The organism is Streptomyces sp. NPDC017676 (assembly GCF_044329325.1).
Taxonomy (GTDB): domain Bacteria; phylum Actinomycetota; class Actinomycetes; order Streptomycetales; family Streptomycetaceae; genus Streptomyces.
This window is the reverse complement of sequence record NZ_JBIRJA010000027.1, coordinates 50,449-67,281: the sequence shown is the minus strand read 5'-3', so window position 1 is coordinate 67,281 and position 16,833 is coordinate 50,449. Positions and strand designations below refer to the sequence as shown.

Here is a 16,833-nt window from a genome sequence, read left to right as displayed (position 1 = left end):
AGCTCACGAACACCGTGCGCCGGTCCAGGGAGGGGTCGACGACGGGGCCGACGTTCCCTCCCGCAGCAATCGGCACGTGCGGACGTGGTGGTGCACGCCTCCGGCGATCCGCGCGGCCCCGAGCGGATCTCACAGCCGCACTTCGCTCTTCCCGCCGTGCTCGCCGCCGCCGAGCCCGTCCCGCTGAGGGCGGCACTGGACGCGGTGTGGCACGCGGTGAACACGTACGGCGAGCGCCACCCGGAGCTGCTGGACCCATTCCGGTCGGTGTGCGCCGAGCAGGGGAGTAGGTAGATCTCCCGTCCTGCCGTCGGCGCCCCTCGGTAACGGGCTTGGAGCGCCGACGGCACCGAGTGAGTCCCGTCGCCCTCACGCCGACTCGTCAACCGCCGGCACTCGCCGGGAACGGGCCTGGCGATGGCCGCACTGCGGCGGGCACACGTGGATGCGCCCCACCACCGCTCGGGCCACCAGGCCACCCACCGCAGACGCACGCCCGTGCGCCTCCGGGCTGGCAGAACCGAACCGGCACGCCGCAAGGAGGTTCTGCGGACTGCGTTCCCCCAGGTCGGCACCGTGTGCTGCTTGAGCGGCCGGCCGTGGCAGGCGAGGCCGCCGGTCACGCGCGCGTCGCCGCGTTCGATACCGACACCGACCCCCTGATTGGGCCCTGATGCCGGTGCTCCGGTAGAAGCCCGCGGACACCGCGGGCTCACGGGGCATCGCTCGTGGGCTTGGGCGTGTGCGGTGGGTGCGGTGGGGGAGAACGCCGCGACGGTTGGGGGAACACCCTGAGCTGGCGCCAAGCTGCTCAGCGACTCTTCTCGTACCTGGTCAGGACCACGCCACCGGGAAATGTCCGCGTCTCCACCAGGCGCAGGTTCACCCAGTTGTCCAGAGCGGTGAAGAACGGAGTGCCGCCGCCCACCAGGACCGGATGGGCGGCTATCGCGTACTCGTCGATCAGCCCGGCGCGCATGGCCGCCCCGGCAAGCGTCGCGCCGCCGATGTTCATCGGGCCGCCGTCCCCGGCCTTGAGCCGGCTGATCTCGGCGATCGCGTCACCAGTGACCAGGCGGGTGTTCCAGTCGACCTTGTCGATCGTCGAGGAGAAAACCACCTTCGGCGTGTCCCGCCAGTTCCGTGCGAACTCGATCTGCGCCGGGGTGGCGTCGGGACGCTGGTCGCCGGTCGGCCAGTAGGAACTCATCGTCTCCCACAGCTTGCGCCCATACAGCGACAGGCCATTCGCCTGCTCGTGGTCGAGCCACCACTGGAACAGCTCGTCGCTCGGTGGTCCGCCCCAGCCGATGTCGTCGCCGGCCGCGGCGATGTAACCGTCCAGGGTCAGGTTCATGCCGTAGATCAGTTTCCGCATGGCTCAGCCTCTGCGTCCCATGGGTGTCCGGTGTATGGACCAGCGCGGCGCGGGAAACTCATCGGTGATCGATCTGAGTGCAGGACCTGGCCGGCGCGCCGGTCGCCGCGGACAGCGGCGCCGGCTATGTGCCGCGCGCCACAAGGCCGGAACCGCAGCTGCTGTCGGCCGAGTTGGCGGTCGCCCGCCTCGCCCGCCTCGCCCGCCTCGCCCGCCTCGCCCGCCTCGCCCGCCTCGCCCGCCTCGCCAGCCTCGCCAGCCTCGCCAGCCTCGCCCGTCCCACCCGTTGCGTGAGCCGACGCGCATGCCGGCCGGGGCGCCGTGGTGGCATCGCCCGCTGCGTCAGGTGCTGCCGTGCCGCAGCGGTGCCCGGTCGTGTTGCTGGTACGACGGCGGCGACTGGCACCGGCTTGAGGATCTGGCGTGCAGGCCGGACGGTGGTGGATCCGTGCAGGAGTCAGCTGGCGAAACTCGCACGCACCCTTGGCGCATTGCAGCTGTCGTGTCGCTTCGAAACCGGGAAGGGAGGGGGCAAGGACTCAACGAGGGCATTGGGGGCCACGGTGCGCGAGACGGTGTTCCGAAGCGAGGACGTACCTGCCGCGGACCGGTTCGACTACTGGCGTGAACTGATGGTCCAGACGCTCGCCCCGCTGGACATGAGCAGTGACCATGCTGACGATTTCCAGGCTTCCATGCGTCTGCTGGAGTTCGGTGCCGTGCACGTTTCGCCGCAGACCTTCCAATCGATGCGCTTTCACCGGACTCCCAAGCTGATCCGGCAGTCTGATCCCGAGCTGTTCCACATGTCGCTGGTCACGCGCGGGACGGTGGGCATCGTGCAGCGTGGACAGGAGACCACGTACAACCCTGGTGACCTGTGCGTGGTCGGCTCCTCGCGGCCGTTCGACTGCATCGCGGCCAGCGGCCGACGAGCGGTGGAAACGGTAGCGGTCGCATTTCCCACGGAGATGCTGGCTTCGGCCGGGAACGCGGTCGACAAGCTGATCGGGCAACGCATATCAGGACGGGAAGGCTTCGGTGCCCTGCTGGCGCAGTTCCTCACCCGCATCACGACGGACACCGGCTCCTTCACGTCCTGCGACGGCCCCCGGTTAGGGGTCATCGCGCTCGACCTGCTGTCCGGGCTATTGGCCCACGTCCTCGAAGCCGAGAGGCTGCTCACGCCGGAATCTCACCGTCGGACGCTTGTCCTCCGCATTCGTGCCTTCGTACGGAGCCACCTGCACGACCCGGAACTGACCCCGCGCAGCATCGCCGCCGCCCACCACATCTCCACCAGCTACCTGCACCGCCTCTTCCAGCACGAAGAGGAGACGATCGCGGCCTGGATACGTCACCAGCGCCTGGACCACGCCCGCCGCGACCTCGCCGACCCGGCCCAGCGCACCACCCCCGTCCACGCCATCGCCGCCCGCTGGGGCTTCCCTCGCGCTGCTGACTTCACTCGCGCCTTCCGCGCTGCCTACGGCATGCCGCCCAGCGACTACCGGCATCACGCGGACGCTTCAGTCCGAGCAGACGCATCTCCAAGCCGATCGAGGACCATCGCTGACGACACCTCGTGGTGCATCCCGCCAAGCCGATGACGATCTCGGGCAGCGGCTCCGGGAACTCTGGCCGGCACGGCGAACCGTAGCCAGAGTTCCGCCAGCGCCGGGCACCCGGCATTACGGCTGGTACAGCTGTAGGTCGCGATCGGGCTGGTGGGAGTCGGTGCGCGGACGGGCTCGGCCGCGGCTGATCATCGTGAGTTGTGTGCGCCGAGGGCTGCTGCTCAAAAACGACATCGACGGCGTCACGTACTGCCGCGACACCGCCGACGTCCACGACGAGCTCATCGAGCTCGGGCAGACAGGCCGACCACGCATCCGGATCGCCGATGAACCCGGCATCGGCGCCGACCCGAAAGCCATCGGCCCAGGGGTGCTGATCCTCCTCGAAGAGATCGACGCAACGATGAAGCAGCCGGCCCGCTACTGAGAGAAGTTCCGCCAACCAGGCGACCCGAAGGTCTCCCCGGCCGTCGACGCGCTCCACGAGATCCTCTCCATGAACCGCCAGCTGCGCATGCACGTGCTCCTGGTCGCCCATTCCGTCACCGCTCGCGCCCTCGGAGGCGCCGGAGGCCTGCGAGGAGTTCGCCACCCGCATCCTCCGGGGGTGGCGTAGGTGCGCGGGGCCCCGACACATTCGGGGCCCCGCGCCTGCTTCACCGCCGTGATGCACTCAGGTCTCTAGTGTCAGGACCACTCCGATCCGGCCTGACCGTTGCAGGTCCACTGCTGGGCACGCGCGCCGTTGCGCTTGGAGGAGTTCTCGATCTCCAGGCACTTACCGCTGCGGACATTGATGATGTACAAGCGGTCACCGCCGGCATCGGCGAAGCGCCACTTGGCTCCGGCCTGACCGTTGCAGGTCCACTGCTGGGCACGCGCGCCGTTGCGCTTGGAGGAGTTCTGGATCTCCAGGCACTTGCCACTACGGACATTGATGATCTCCGCGCGGCCTCCTCCGAGGCTCCGGAGTTTCCACTTGGCTCCGGCCTGGCCGTTGCAGGTCCACTGCTGGGCACGCGCGCCGTTGCGCTTGGAGGAGTTCTCGATCTCCAGGCACTTGCCACTGTGGTTACGGATGATGATGGCGGCCCTGGCGTCGGTCGCGCCGTCGGCTGTGCCCGCCAGTTGCGCGCCTGTCGTGGGGCGTTCGGGCGCGGCGGTGAGGGCAGCGGCGGCCGGGCCGGGAGCAGTGACTGCGGACAGCGCCATCGTGACTCCGGCGGCCGCGAGAACCCGTGAGAGCTGCATGACACATTCCCTTCCGTCGGTGTGCTGGTTCATGCGCGCCCGCGGCCACCGCGTCATCCGTGGCAGCTGCGAGTCGTACGCCATGCCCCATCACAGTGGCCCGCCAACCGACTGCCTGTCGCTAGCAGTGAGTCCACACTTCCTTAGCACCGAGCCCACTGGGTCCACCGTGCGCGAAGGGTCTGCTGCCGGTATTCCGTGGGCGGCACACCATACGTGTCGCGGAACGCACGGCTGAAGTCGGCGGCGTCGGGGAAGCCCCGGCGGGCGGCGACAGCGTGGATGGGGACGGTGTGCAGGTCGGCCTCTGCGAGGTCGCGGCGGGTGTGCGTCCAGGCGCTGGACGCGAGTCCAGGCCGCGACTGTCTCCTCATCGTCCACGAAGAGGCGGTGCAGGTAGCTCGGGGAGATGTGATGTGCGGCGGCGATGGTGCGCGGGGTCAGTTCTGAATTATTCAGGTGCGCCGGGATAGAGGCCCGGATCCGAAGGATCGTGGTCCGTCTCCGGGACTCGGCGGTCAGACGTTCCATGGCGCCGAATGTGTTTGCGAGCACGGCGGCGAACAGGTTGTGCCCGCCGACCCGGCCCGCCGGGCCGCAGGACTCCCCATCACCGCGACACCCACGCCCCCCGACGAATCGGCTGACTGCCAGGCTCCCTGGGCTGGTTCTCCGGCCTCGCCCCGACATGTCCGGCAGGAGGTTTCGCGGGACGTCGCCGGCAATGCGATGCAGGCGCACATCACAGCTGCGGACGGCTGTGCGGGGGTGGCGCGCTCCGGTGTGAAGCCCACGGCCAACCCCTCGGTGATGAGACCACGAACACCCGCACGTCACCCGTGCGAGCGCGGCTGCGACTTCGAGCTTGCTCAAAGGCTCGCCGAGGTCGGATGCCCGGTGTGTCCCCTGGAGCCTCGGGCGGAGCCGCGTGTGTACACGCGCGAGGGCTTCGCAGTAACGCTGTGGACCTACTACGAGCCCGTGACACCGCACACAGGAGAACTCCGGGACCGGCGCGGTCTGGATCCTCCCGGGCGGCACCGGCGGCCCCACCGCCAAGGGCAGCCGCATGATCACCGCCGCGTCCGTCGGCTTCCCGCAGAAGTACAACACCCGCCTCGGCGGCTACGGGCTCCTCGGAGTCATCTGACCGCGACAGGTGTACTGCGCCGGTCTTCTCCAGCAGACCCTCGGCCCGCCGGAGAAGACCCGCAGCGACATGACAGGCAGCCCCCGCTACGGCTGCTCGGTCACCACGGTCAGGTTGTGCCAGGCATGTCCGCAGGCGCCTTCGCAGTACGTCTCGCGGCGGCGGGAGGGCGGGTGTTCGATGGTCAAGCCGGCCCGGGTGGGGTGGCGGGCGCCGGCCCAGCGGATGAAAAGGGATGGAGCGGGCTCGCAGGGTGGGCCTGGAGATTGCCCAGACTGCGCGAATAGTGCATGTATCGAATACTGTCCCTTCGCCAGTAGGTCCGCGAGACGAGCGGTCTGCAGCAGATGGTGCGCGAAGCCCGCCGTATCGCCGATGCGGGAGCGACTGGCGAGCCTTCCTAGGGACTGTCAGCGTGGGCCTCAGCACGCCGGAACTTTCCAGCACCGCCCTCGATCCCGTGACCGAGTTCGCTGAGGTTCTTCGGCGGTCGGCCGAGGGCGCGGAGTCGTGTCTGCGCGGCGCCGCCGATGCCCTGCCGAGCCTGCCGGTCACTCCGGAAGCGGTGGGCCTGAAGGACGCGGCCGTCGCCCTGCTCGACGCGATCGACGCCCGCCCCGGCCCGGACGCCCGGCGACGACCGGAGGATCACGGGCCTGTCGGCCGAGGTGTGCGCCGAACTCGTGGCAGAGCTGGGCCTGTTGTGGCACGAACGGCACCAGGCCAAGCTTGCGTCCCGGTTCCGGAAGCGTGCTGTGGGCGCGGGTGCGAAGCACCTGTTGGCCTTCTCGGTCGTGACACGGGAGCCGTCCGCGACAGCGAGCCGCTGCCTACTCGGGAACCTGATCAACTCCAGGGCGTACCGGGGAAAGGACGCCCCGGACCGTTGCCGGGTGTCACGATCCGTACCGACGGTGCAGGGCTCGGGTTACCGGCAGGCTGGTCCGCCGCGCCCGGGGCCGGCGCGAGTCCGGTGGCCCACAGCTGGTCGACACGCGCGCGCTCGGTGGCGTTCGGGTAGCGGTTGGTGCAGGACGGGCCGGGGCCGCCGCCCGACATCAGCTCGCTGCACGGCCCGCTGTAGTCGTCCGGGAGACCCAGCACGTGTCCGGTCTCGTGGGTGACGACGCGGATCGAGTCGTCCTGCTGGTTCTGGGCATAGTCGAGGAAGACGGAGCCTTTGCCGTGGCCATCGGTGTCGGCGTGGGAACCGCGCGGGTCGTTGCCCTCGTAGTAGGAGAAGTCGGCACCGCTCGAAGACTCTTCGAGCTTGACGTTGGACTCGGAGCTGTTCCAGATAGAGGCCGCGCTCGCTATCTGCGAACGGAAACTCGGCGCCTTGGAGGCGTCGTAGTAGAGGGTCACTGCCTGCGCGCCGGGCTGGGCGGCACGCTTCTCGGCGACCGACTTGAGCACAGCCTCGAAAAGCGCCTTGTTGTTCGCGGCCTCCTCGGCCGACCCGTCGTACCGCGCCACGGAGGTACCGGCTGAAGCGGACGGGGCGGCGGCCGGCTCTGCGCTCGCCGGCACTGCCGCGCCCAACGCGCTGGAGGCCAGACCCAGGCCGAGAGCGAGGGAGAGGAGTCTCGGGGACGTTCGGGACAGTTTCACGTGGGGGCTCCTGCTCACTCGGTGACGTCGAGCGCCGCAGTGCGCGGCCGAGCCGGCGTGATCACCGGTTCTCCACTGCGGCGACGTCCTGTGGGTCGTCATTCTTAGAACGGCTCGGCAGGGTGCGCAACGGGTCCCGCCACTACGACGCCTCGTAGGCCCCGGGACCTCGCCAGGGCAGCGTGCAGGCCCCCGGTCGGGTCACGGCGACAGGACGACGAGCTGTCGGGGTGTCAAAAGGCGTACGGCACGGAGTAGCTGGCATGCGCGCCGACCGGGCGGAGTTCCAGGACGCACGACAGGATCCACACCTATGTCATAGCGGACAAACCTCTATATATCGCACACACCGCATCTACTAAGAACGCTGGTTGATTGACGGAGCGCCGTGACCGACGTCACGGACCACTTGCTTCCCCTGCTTGCTTCCGCTTCTTCGCGCCCACTCGCCTGCATCCTCCGCAGGGAAGTCACCCTCCACGTCCGGCGCCATCCCAGAAGTCGGGAACCAGCCGGGGCGCTCGCGGGGCACAGAAGAGTGAAGCTGCACCCCGAGGGCGCCGGCAGCGGGACGATGCCCCTGACGCAGCGCTCGTGCTTGCGGCTCCTCCCATGCGATCACAGATCCGGCAGCAGGCCGCGCCGAGGAGTGGCCGCTCCCGCTGCAGCAGATCCACCTCGGCCTGGACGTGACCAAAGGCCTGCGCCATGTGGACCGGTCCCGGCACAGCAGGTCCTGGCGCTCGGTGTCCGAATGCTGGGCCCGGCGGTGATCGTGACGGCCATCCGCTCTGGGGATCGCCCGGTGGGGCCGAACGGCCAGGGTGACACGGGAGGCTGCGCCGGAGCCGGCAGTCTGCGCCGCCTCGGACAGCTCTGAGCGGGCCGGTCGGGCCAGGGCGGCAACGGCGCGTCGTGCAACTGCCGAATGGCGCTCCCCGCCGCGGCCCACACGGTCGGCGAGGCGGTCGGTGGCTCGCCGGGGCGGTCGAGCGCCTTCCCGGGGACCGCGGCGCTCGCGAGCGCGGGAGGCTGCCAACCTGTCGGTCACGGCGCTGGTTCGGGGGTGGAAACTGTGTGGCTGCTGAGTTCGCAGTGCCGGTAACGTCCGGTGTCCCGACCCGTCGTACTGGCGGCCTACGTTCAGAGAGCGATGCGGATGACCAGCCGGCAAGTGACGACGACCCTGTGGCGTCCCATCGGTCCCAAGGAGCTGGATCTGGTTCGGGAGCTGAACTGGCGTGCCTGGCCGCCCCGGCTGCCCGAGCAGCCGATCTTCTACCCGGTCCTCAACGAGGACTACGCGGTCAGGATCGCGCGGGACTGGAACGTGAGGCACGATGGCGCCGGCTTCGTCACCCGTTTCGAGGTCGAGTCGGACTTCTTGAGCCGGTATCCCGTTCAGCAGGCAGGTGGGCAGACGATCCTTGAGCTCTGGGTTCCGGCCGATGAGTTGGACCACTTCAACGCCCACATCGTCGGCGAGATCCAGGTGATCCACGAGTTCCGCTGAGGCGAGGAGCCGCACTGGACCCGACCACGGCCGAATCGTGAGCGCCCGCCACCGTCCATCCCCTGCGCTCGATCGCGGCGACCAGAGCGGACACCCATGCCGTATGGATTCCTGGCAGAGTGGCCACGTGGATGCAGTCGCACGGCAGTGCCGCGGTTTCAGCAGTCTGAGCAGTACGGACCGTCGGGCGCCTTCGGAAAGTCCGAGCGTCCGTCCAGCCACCCGCAGAGCCGTTCGGCCAGTGTGAGGTCTTCGGGGAACACAGCGTGTCCGTGGTCAGGGCATCGGGCGTTGGGATCCCAACCCCACATGCGGCCTTCTGGGGTGCTGTAGTCGACGAGGGACCAGATCGCACAGCCCCACGTCAGGAGCGGTACGACAGACGGCGGGTAGTTGGGGATTTCGCGCCAACCCAAGTACTCCTCCAGCAGCCGATCGCTGTCACTGAAGCTGTAGGTGGTGTCGGTGAGGGACAACGCTTCGCCCCAGCGGCCGAACCCACCGTCGGCGACTTCGAGATAGATCCGTTTGAGGAGCGGTGGCATCGGATGCCCCACGGCGGCCTCAAGCTCGGCCACGGCCTCACGCGGCGCGGGCGGCGGCAGCTCGCCAGCCGCGTCTTGTTCTCGGATCCTGTTGATGATCTCGTCGTCGGTCATACGGGCATTCGTAGCAGCTGCCACCGACATCGCCCGGGCTGTCCGAGGCAGCTGAGGGCCGCCTCGGACAGCCGAGGTCAGCCGGCGTCCTCCGGCCGGCGTGCGGGCCCCGTACCGGCTCGGGTCGAAAGCCTCCGGCCGCGCGTGACCGTGTGATGCGCCCTGTCTGACTTGCGCCCCGGTCTGCCGGCCGGCAGACCAGGCGAGTGGCCCGGCTTCAAGCCGAGCGAAAGGAGGGGGCCCGGCGCCACCGGGAGGCCGAGCAGAACAAACGCCGTGAGATGACAGCGGGACAGGCTCGCGCAACAGGAGCGGCAGCGCCAGGAGGAGGACGCACTGTCGAGGACAGCGACCCACGCCTTCATCTCCTCCGGCCACAGCCCCTCCCGGGCCCAGGCTCGCGTCGGGAATGCCTGAGGTAGGGATAGGTCGGCCACGCTCGTCCCGCGCGGGCGCTGCGGCGCCGGGGTCAGGCGAGGGCGTTGCGCAGGTAGGCGGGCAGTGTCTGGCAGATGGCGGGATCCGCTTTCGAGCCGGGGCCCGGGAGCTGGCCGGGGGTGATGACGTGCCGGCTGCCGTCGTCGGTGTGGACGACGACGCGGAAGGTCTCACCCTGGGTGGAGCGGCCGGCGAGGTATGCGGCGAGGACGGTGCGGCCCAGTTCGGCGGGGTCCGCGCCGGTGCTCGCGCCGCCGAGGTCTTTGCAGATCCACACGCGGCTGAACCGTTCGTGCATCAGGATCTCCCACCGCACGCAAGCGGGAACGTCTTCGCGTAACAACACCCGATCATGCCCGTACGGGCCGGCCTCACCCACCGCTACCTGCGAGTACTGGCCGGAAAGCGTTCCTCTTGCACCCCTGCCGGGAAACGACCGCGTGCGGTGTGCCGCGCTCCTCAGCACGGCCGTCGGCCGCACCAGTGGCTTCCTGACCGACGCCGGGGGCGGACACAGAGTCGAGCAGGCTTCTTGAACCGGGGCAGTCGGCCCGGACTGCGGGAAGGGTGGGCTCCCGGCCGGCGCCGTCGGTGACCTGGACGTCGATGTCCCGTCTCAAAGGATCTGATCATTGAAGGCTGCTCCGGCCTGCGACGGCCAGACCAACTCAGACGCAACGGGGTCGGAGCCTCATCTGGTCTGGTTCGCTGTGACTGGTTGATGGCACCGTCTCGTGCGTTCTGGTCCGGTTCGGCTGTAGCGACGTGGTGCCGGCTCGGTTGAGGCGGTCACCCCAGCTCTGCTGCGTCCACTGAGTTGCGGGCTCAACCACGGCCTCTCGCTTGCCTGTCAAGGTTTTGCCGCCATGAGCCGGTAATGGTGATGCGCCAAGGTGACGGGGGCGGAGATGCGTCGCAGTGGGTCTGCTTGTGCAGGGTTGGTTGTGGTGTTGCTGCTCATGACCGGATGCGGGGGAGGCGGCAGGAACGAGACCGGCTCCTCGGTGACCGCAGCGCTGACCAAGGGGGTGAACACGGGTTGTGGGCACTACCTGAAACCGGAAACGGTCGGCGCGGCGCTCGGCGACAACAAGTTCGCCGACGTCAACGGGCATTTCCAGGACGGCAAGGGGTCGTGCCTGGTCAATATCTCGGTCAGGGAGGCCGGTCGCGGTACGAGCGGGCCGCTCCACACCGATGTGAAACTCTCTCTGGAGATCCAGGACTGGAAGGGTCCCGCCCGGGTGGCCGAGTACGTCGGCGGGAAGTGTCACGCGACGTCGGCCGACGGAGTCACCGAGACCTTCAAGGGGCCCAAGGGAGCGTGCGGCACCTACCGGGCCCACCCTTCCGAGGAGTTCCTGGTCGGCGGCAGGGTGGACGCCTATGCGGGCGAGGGTAAGAAGCTGATCACGGTCACCGTCCACGGTGTGGACGGCACGCTGAAGCAAGACAGTGAGCACGCCCTCCAGCTACTGGCCGATGCCCGTGTCAAGATTTCCGGAAAATGAGGTATGACGCTCGGTGCCTGGAGCGGGGATGTGAACCGTCGGGATTCGCTGCCTCAGCACAAGAGCAGACCCCGGAAACGGCCCGGGCGCATGCCCGAACACCCCTCCGTCCCGGCCGGATCACTTGAGACCACCAGCGAATCCGACCAGATCGGCCGAGACAGAGGCGAGGGTCATCAAAGACGGGACAGTCAACCTGGGTTCCGTAACAGGCGGCCCGGCTGTCCGGTGACAGCAGACATTGACCGTGTGCCATCGACCCTTGAGCGACGCGAGCGTGCGTGTGGCCGTCGCAAGGGGTGCCCAGCTCCTCAGCGGGCAGCCTTCTTCTGGAGAACCCATACGTAGTGCCACTTGCCATGTGTGCGTTTGAGGCTGGTGTCGGCGAGCGCCTGAATGGTCGGCCACAGGCCAGTGGCACCGGCCGCGATCGTCGCGCTGACACCGAGCGCACCCTGTAGGGCCGCGGGGCGGACCGCGGCCAGGACGGCGCTCGTGGTACCCAGTACAGCGCCGGCGCTGCTCAGGGCCCGGGACCGAGCCGCGCTGCTCATCTGCGCGGCAGCGGCGTTCACCTCGTCACGGATGGAGAGCGCGATCCGTTCCAGGGCCACCTGGGAATGCACCGCTTCGAGCGCGTCGTCGAGTTCGAGGAGGCGGGAACGCATGAAATCGCGGTACAGGCGGTAGGAATCGAACTTTTCCCTGGTGACCTGAGCGAAGTCGGTGAGACTGAGCCCGTCGATGAACGGCAGATCGATCTCTAGGACCGGCCGGACCACCCGGCTGGCAAGGGGCTTGGTCCCCGACAGATCCACGGCACGGCCATGCTCCACCACGAAGTCGATGGACCGGTCACTGAACGAGGGCAGACGACCGGGTCTGCTGGCAGCCAACCTGTCTTCGCTGTCCTGCCAACCCGAGCGTCCTCGCGTGTAGACCGGCAAGTACCAGGCAAGCCCGCTGCGCAGGAGGGGTTCAGCGTCCAGGAGCCACCGCCCCACCTGGGCAAGGTCGTTGGTCACCATTCCGTAGTGGTATGTCTCCGTGGTGACCGGCGGCTCATCGATTCCTCCGCCCGGACTGAAACTGTCGCCGTAAGAATGCCGAGAGTACTGCCCGATTTCGTGCACCGATCCGATGCCGTGGTCGGACGACAGCATCGTGTCCGCGACCAGGACGATCCTCTTGGTGACATGGGTGAAGCTCCCCAACTCCGAGGACAACCCGACGTAGTACGGGCAGGCAGCGGAGGTTTTCGTGCTCAGGAGGCGCTCGTGGTCGGGGTAGAGAGTGCGGGCGTAGAGGTGGGCAACGTCCCGGGGAGTGGTTCTTCTCGGCTTCGGAAGTGAGTCGAAGAACTCGTTCATCCGGACGGCTACAGCCCGGTTCTGGTACGCGCGGCGATCCCGCCACCGTCGCCATCCACGTCGAAGCATCTGTACAGCATTGCCGGTGGCCAAACTCCCGTCCAGAAGTCCACATCCAGCAGAGTCGATGCGAACGGGCGGCCCGTGTCTCCCACCGGGCCCGTCAGCACCTCAGCCGCTCCGACCGACCAGGGCGATCAATCGCCGGTGACACAGACTCGCGTCGATCAAGGTGCAATGGCACGCACTCAAGCTCCGATGACACAGGACACCCGGGCGGCCGGCCGGCTCCGCGGGGGCGTGTCCGAATGCGACATGCGATTCGAACGCACGATCCAATTCCGGTATGGATGTGAGCGACTTCCCCGACGACCTGGTGCAGACGCAAGCCGCCTTCACCGCCACCTACCTCGCGCTGGCCGCACCCGGCCCGCGCGACACCGCCGCCGTGCGCCGCCGCCTGCTGCGTCTGTCCGTACGGCTGGTGGCACCCCTACTTGGCGGACCGCCCCCTCGGCGCCGACGGCGCGCTGCGAGCTGCGCCGGCTGGCCCGGGCCCGGGAAGCCGTGCGGGCCGCGTGACCATGCGCTCCGGCTACCAGCGCCTTCCGAGGTGGTCCGGCCGGGATTCGTCGCATCCGGTCCGCTGCCCTCGTGGTCCCGTGCCGGCACGCGCCGGGGGCCGGCGCCGCCCCGTGGTTCTGTCGTCAAATGTCACGCCCACATCAGCAGGGCTGCGAGGGTGACGGCTGCTTGGTAGGACTCGGTGGTCTTGTCGTACCGGGTGGCGATGCCGCGCCACTGCTTCAGCTTGTTGAAGCACCGTTCCACCACGTTGCGCCGCTTGTAGATGTCGCGGTCGAAGGCCGGGGGCCGTCCACCACGGCCGCCGCGGTTCAACCGGTTGCGGACCTGGTCGGCTCGCTCGGGGATGGTGTGGCTGATACCGCGCCGACGCAGCCAGGTGCGTATCGCTCTGGAGCTGTAGCCCTTGTCACCCAGGACATGCGAGGGCCGCACCCGGGGTCGTCCCGGGCCGGTGAGGGGCACCCGGATCGCCGCCATCACGGCGGTGAACTGGGTGCAGTCGTTGGTGTTGCCGCCCGTGACGATGAAGGCGAGCGGGCGGCCCACACCGTCGCAGGCCAGGTGAATCTTGCTGGTCAGGCCGCCTCGGGAGCGTCCGAGAGCTGGGCTGCGGAGCCCCCTTTTCGAGCACCGGCGGCATGCTGGTGGGCGCGGACGATGGTGGAGTCGACCGACACCAGCCAGTCGATGTCACCGACGGCGTCGGCCCGGGACTGGGCGGCGCGGAGCATCCGTTCGAACGTGCCGTCCGCCGCCCACCGGCGAAAACGGGTGTGCAGCGTGGCCCACGGCCCGTACCGCTCAGGCACATCCCGCCAGGCCGTCCCGGTACGGAACTTCCACACGATCCCGTTGAGGACCCTGCGGTCATCTAGCCGTTTGCGCCCACGCGATGACACGGGCAGCAGCGGCCGGACGAACTCCCACTCGGCATCGGACAGTTCATGGCGACGTATCACCCGTCCATGATCCGCCACTCAAGATCATTTGAAGACACTGCCGTGACGTCGCCTTCGGCCGCGCGGTGCCGCCCCCGGGCAGCCGGTCCTGCTCCGCGCCGGTCTGCCCCGCCGCCGAGTCCGCCGCCGTCCTGCGCCGGCCCCGCCATCACACCCCTGCCGGTGCGCTGTCGTCCCGCGTGGCCCCGGGCCGGCCCCGGCCGTGCTGTGCCGTCGGCGCGGCCTGCGACGGCTGGGCCGCTTGAGGAACGTTGCGAGCGAGTACATCCCGCCCGGCCGTGTTGTCGTGCAGCGGTGCGGGGCTCAGCGGCGCGGGGTGGGCAGCTCGCCGGGCTTCACGTCGACTCTCTCGATGTCGTCCCGCCGCTGGCCGGCGGAGACCTCGTTGTAGGCGACGGCGGAGGCGCGGGTGGTGCGGTCGGGGTTGGTCCAGATGAAGCCGTAGCTGGGCATGATGATCGTTATAGCGGCATCATCGCTGGTGGTACTGACAGCGGCCCGGGTGCGTCCGGCGCCCATCCGGCATACACCTTGAAACTGTGCTGTCTCCTCCTGTCCAGCCGATGCTCGCCGAGGCCCGCTCGGAGCTTCCGCCCGAGCGGGCGCTGCCGGGCGGGCTGGCTTTCGAGCAGAAATCATGGACAGGGTTTTGGCTTGTCCGTTGTCCGCGACGGAAGCGGGGCCGGGGCCCCAACTTGAGGGACCCGACCCCGTTCTTGCGTCAGTCCTGGCAGCCGCACCCTGACGCGGTCTTGGCCTCGGTCACGGTGAGGGCGGGATCGACGGGGGTCTTGGCGGGCGTACAGCAGGCGTCGACGCCGCAGCAGGCATCGCTCGACTCGGCTGTCGGCCGGGCGTTTTCGGCGGTCACCGGCTTGGTGGCGCGGACGATCGCGGAGTGCATGCCGTCGGCGACGGGGTGGGTCGGAGTGATGGTGACGTCCGTGAACCCGGCGGCTTCGAGTCCGGCGTGGTATTCGGAGAAGGAGAGGGCGCCGGCGATGCAGCCGACGTAGTCGCCGCGCTCGGCGCGCTGTGCAGGGCTGAGGGTGTTGTCGGCGACGACGTCGGACACGCCGATCCGGCCGCCGGGCTTCAGGACGCGGAAGGTCTCGGCGAAGACGGCGGGCTTGTCCGTGGACAGGTTGATCACGCAGTTGGAGATGACGACGTCGATCGTGTTCGCGGGCAGCGGGACCGCTTCGATCGTGCCCTTCAGGAACTCGACGTTCGTGGCGCCCGCCTTCGTCGCGTTGGCCAGGGCCAGGGCCAGCATCTCCTCGGTCATGTCCAGCCCGTAGGCCTTGCCGGTGGGGCCGACGCGGCGGGCGGAGAGCAGGACGTCGATGCCGCCGCCGGAGCCGAGGTCCAGGACGCGTTCGCCTTCGCGGAGTTCGGCGACGGCGGTGGGGTTGCCGCAGCCGAGGGAGGCGGCCACCGCTTCGGCGGGCAGCGCGTCGCGGTCGTCGGCGGTGTAGAGGGTGGAGCCGAAGTTCTCGTCGGCCTCGACGGGCTCGGGTCCGCAGCAGGCGGAGCCGCCTTGGGTGACCTTCACGGCTGCGGCGGCGTACCGCTGGCGGACGGTTTCGCGCAGGTCGGTGGACTGCTCGCTCATGACTTCACTCCTGGATGATGGGCATGGCGGCGCCTGGTACGGCTTGTATTGACGTCTTTCGATGCAACCTTGCGCCTTGAATCGAAGGACGTCAACATAGAGGGATGTCGAAACAAGAGTTTGAGGTGATCGGCCAGGACGCCGCCTGCTGCCCGGGCCTGTCCGCCGCCCCGCTGGACGAGGACCAGGCGGCCGGCCTGGCGAAGGTCTTCAAGGCCCTCGGCGACCCGGTGCGGCTGCGGCTGATGTCGATGATCGCCTCGCGCGGGGACGGCGGGGAGGTCTGCGTGTGCGAGCTGACCCCGGCCTTCGACCTGTCCCAGCCGACGATCTCCCACCACCTCAAGCTGCTGCGGCAGGCCGGGCTCGTCGACTGCGAGCGCCGCGGGACCTGGGTGTACTACTGGGTGCTGCCCGGCGTCCTGGACCGGCTCGCCGCGTTCTTGACCAACACGCAGCCCGCCGGGGCCCCTGCGTGAGCGCGCCGCTCGGCCGCCGGGCCTGCGCCGAGGCGATCGGGACCGGGCTGCTGGTGGCGGTGGTCGTCGGTTCCGGCATCCAGGCCACCGAGCTGTCGCAGGACGTCGGTGTCCAGCTGCTCGCCAACTCCGTGGCCACCGTCTTCGGCGTGGCCGTGCTGATCGCCTTGCTCGGGCCGGTCTCCGGCGCGCACTTCAACCCCGTCGTGACCCTGGCCGCCTGGTTCACCGGCCGCCGCACCCCGGGCGGCCTCAGCTTGGGGGACGTCGCCGCGTACGTGCCCGCCCAGATCGCGGGAGCGTTCGGCGGGGCGGTCCTGGCCGACGCGATGTTCGCCGAGCCGCCTGTGAAGTTCTCCACCCACGACCGGTCCGCCGGCCACCTGTGGCTCGGCGAGGTCGTCGCCACGGCCGGGCTCATCCTGTTGGTCTTCGGCCTGAACAGGATCGATCGCGCTTTGTTGGCCCCGGCCGCGGTGGCCTCCTACATCGGGGCCGCCTACTGGTTCACCTCCTCCACGTCGTTCGCCAACCCCGCGGTCACCATCGGCCGCACGTTCACCGACACGTTCGCCGGGATCGCGCCCGCCTCCGTCGCGCCGTTCATCGCCGCGCAGCTGGTCGGCGCCGCGGTCGGGCTCGGGGTCGTGACCGCGGTCTACGGTCCGCGCACCGCTGCGGTCCGCTGCGCGGTCGAGGTCCCGCACAGCGAACCCGAACCCGCCGCCTCCTGA

General features: G+C 69.1%; 16 protein-coding genes and 3 pseudogenes. 8 read left to right on the top strand and 11 right to left on the bottom strand.

From position 1 onward, the window contains the following. Nucleotides 1–84 precede the first annotated feature (84 nt). The gene (locus ACH4LD_RS39275; RefSeq protein WP_398059080.1) at nucleotides 85–294 is read left to right on the top strand and encodes a hypothetical protein; all 210 of its coding nucleotides are present in this window, start codon (nucleotides 85–87) and stop codon (nucleotides 292–294) included. 517 nt (nucleotides 295–811) lie between these two features. On the opposite strand, the gene ACH4LD_RS39270 is transcribed toward ACH4LD_RS39275, so the two are convergent. Continuing rightward, nucleotides 812–1,378 (bottom strand): dihydrofolate reductase family protein, encoded by a 567-nt coding sequence (locus tag ACH4LD_RS39270; RefSeq protein WP_398059079.1) that lies wholly within the window; start codon nucleotides 1,376–1,378, stop codon nucleotides 812–814. Nucleotides 1,379–1,941: 563 nt separating this feature from the next. On the opposite strand from ACH4LD_RS39270, the gene ACH4LD_RS39265 reads away from it, so the two are divergent. Next, entirely contained in the window at nucleotides 1,942–2,988 is a 1,047-nt protein-coding gene (locus ACH4LD_RS39265; RefSeq protein ID WP_398059114.1) for a helix-turn-helix domain-containing protein, read from the top strand. Between the two features lie 169 nt (nucleotides 2,989–3,157). Next, entirely contained in the window at nucleotides 3,158–3,382 is a 225-nt protein-coding gene (locus ACH4LD_RS39260) for a hypothetical protein (protein ID WP_398059078.1), read from the top strand. Nucleotides 3,383–3,642: 260 nt separating this feature from the next. Here ACH4LD_RS39260 and ACH4LD_RS39255 read toward each other — a convergent pair whose 3' ends face one another. The 4 genes and pseudogenes from ACH4LD_RS39255 to ACH4LD_RS39240 all read right to left on the bottom strand — a co-directional run. Beyond that, the gene (locus ACH4LD_RS39255; RefSeq protein WP_398059077.1) at nucleotides 3,643–4,206 is read right to left on the bottom strand and encodes an RICIN domain-containing protein; all 564 of its coding nucleotides are present in this window, start codon (nucleotides 4,204–4,206) and stop codon (nucleotides 3,643–3,645) included. Nucleotides 4,207–4,349: 143 nt separating this feature from the next. Continuing rightward, a complete protein-coding gene (locus ACH4LD_RS39250; RefSeq protein ID WP_398059076.1) occupies nucleotides 4,350–4,580 on the bottom strand; it encodes a helix-turn-helix domain-containing protein in 231 nt (76 codons plus the stop codon). Nucleotides 4,581–6,202: 1,622 nt separating this feature from the next. Further along, nucleotides 6,203–6,967 (bottom strand): snapalysin, encoded by a 765-nt coding sequence (snpA, locus tag ACH4LD_RS39245; RefSeq protein ID WP_398059075.1) that lies wholly within the window; start codon nucleotides 6,965–6,967, stop codon nucleotides 6,203–6,205. 885 nt (nucleotides 6,968–7,852) lie between these two features. Then, nucleotides 7,853–8,002 (bottom strand): annotated as a pseudogene (locus ACH4LD_RS39240) (aminoglycoside phosphotransferase family protein); the annotation flags it as partial. A 124-nt stretch (nucleotides 8,003–8,126) separates the two neighbouring features. Between ACH4LD_RS39240 and ACH4LD_RS39235 the strand changes: the two are divergent. Continuing rightward, nucleotides 8,127–8,480, top strand: a complete 354-nt coding sequence (locus ACH4LD_RS39235; protein WP_398059113.1) for a hypothetical protein — start codon at nucleotides 8,127–8,129, stop codon at nucleotides 8,478–8,480. A gap of 158 nt (nucleotides 8,481–8,638) precedes the next feature. On the opposite strand, the gene ACH4LD_RS39230 is transcribed toward ACH4LD_RS39235, so the two are convergent. Together ACH4LD_RS39230 and ACH4LD_RS39225 are read right to left on the bottom strand one after the other, a co-directional pair. Then, nucleotides 8,639–9,139, bottom strand: coding sequence for an SMI1/KNR4 family protein (locus ACH4LD_RS39230; protein WP_398059074.1), 501 nt, complete (start codon nucleotides 9,137–9,139; stop codon nucleotides 8,639–8,641). Between the two features lie 469 nt (nucleotides 9,140–9,608). After that, complete coding sequence (locus ACH4LD_RS39225; protein WP_398059073.1) at nucleotides 9,609–9,875, bottom strand: hypothetical protein; 267 nt, start codon at nucleotides 9,873–9,875, stop codon at nucleotides 9,609–9,611. A gap of 649 nt (nucleotides 9,876–10,524) precedes the next feature. Here ACH4LD_RS39225 and ACH4LD_RS39220 point away from each other — a divergent pair. Next, on the top strand, nucleotides 10,525–11,088 hold the full coding sequence (locus ACH4LD_RS39220; protein WP_398106215.1) for a hypothetical protein: 564 nt from the start codon (nucleotides 10,525–10,527) through the stop codon (nucleotides 11,086–11,088). Nucleotides 11,089–11,399: 311 nt separating this feature from the next. On the opposite strand, the gene ACH4LD_RS39215 is transcribed toward ACH4LD_RS39220, so the two are convergent. After that, nucleotides 11,400–12,458: a hypothetical protein gene (locus ACH4LD_RS39215; RefSeq protein WP_398059071.1), complete on the bottom strand. Its 1,059-nt coding sequence runs from the start codon at nucleotides 12,456–12,458 to the stop codon at nucleotides 11,400–11,402. Between the two features lie 346 nt (nucleotides 12,459–12,804). Here ACH4LD_RS39215 and ACH4LD_RS39210 point away from each other — a divergent pair. Then, a pseudogene (locus tag ACH4LD_RS39210) lies at nucleotides 12,805–13,040 on the top strand (hypothetical protein). Nucleotides 13,041–13,172: 132 nt separating this feature from the next. Here the strand turns inward: ACH4LD_RS39210 and ACH4LD_RS39205 are convergent. The 3 genes and pseudogenes from ACH4LD_RS39205 to arsM all read right to left on the bottom strand — a co-directional run bounded on the left by ACH4LD_RS39205 (nucleotide 13,173) and on the right by arsM (nucleotide 15,620). Next, nucleotides 13,173–14,002: pseudogene (locus ACH4LD_RS39205) on the bottom strand (IS5 family transposase). 306 nt (nucleotides 14,003–14,308) lie between these two features. Beyond that, nucleotides 14,309–14,458, bottom strand: coding sequence for a hypothetical protein (locus ACH4LD_RS39200; protein WP_398059070.1), 150 nt, complete (start codon nucleotides 14,456–14,458; stop codon nucleotides 14,309–14,311). 268 nt (nucleotides 14,459–14,726) lie between these two features. Then, nucleotides 14,727–15,620, bottom strand: coding sequence for an arsenite methyltransferase (gene arsM, locus ACH4LD_RS39195; RefSeq protein WP_398059069.1), 894 nt, complete (start codon nucleotides 15,618–15,620; stop codon nucleotides 14,727–14,729). A 104-nt stretch (nucleotides 15,621–15,724) separates the two neighbouring features. Here arsM and ACH4LD_RS39190 point away from each other — a divergent pair, with 104 nt between their 5' ends. Both ACH4LD_RS39190 and ACH4LD_RS39185 read left to right on the top strand, forming a co-directional pair. Then, nucleotides 15,725–16,099 carry an ArsR/SmtB family transcription factor gene (locus ACH4LD_RS39190; protein WP_398059067.1) on the top strand — a complete coding sequence of 125 codons (375 nt, stop codon included), beginning with the start codon at nucleotides 15,725–15,727 and terminating at the stop codon, nucleotides 16,097–16,099. Then, a complete protein-coding gene (locus ACH4LD_RS39185) occupies nucleotides 16,096–16,833 on the top strand; it encodes an aquaporin (RefSeq protein WP_398059066.1) in 738 nt (245 codons plus the stop codon). Before ACH4LD_RS39190 ends, ACH4LD_RS39185 begins: the two co-directional genes overlap by 4 nt.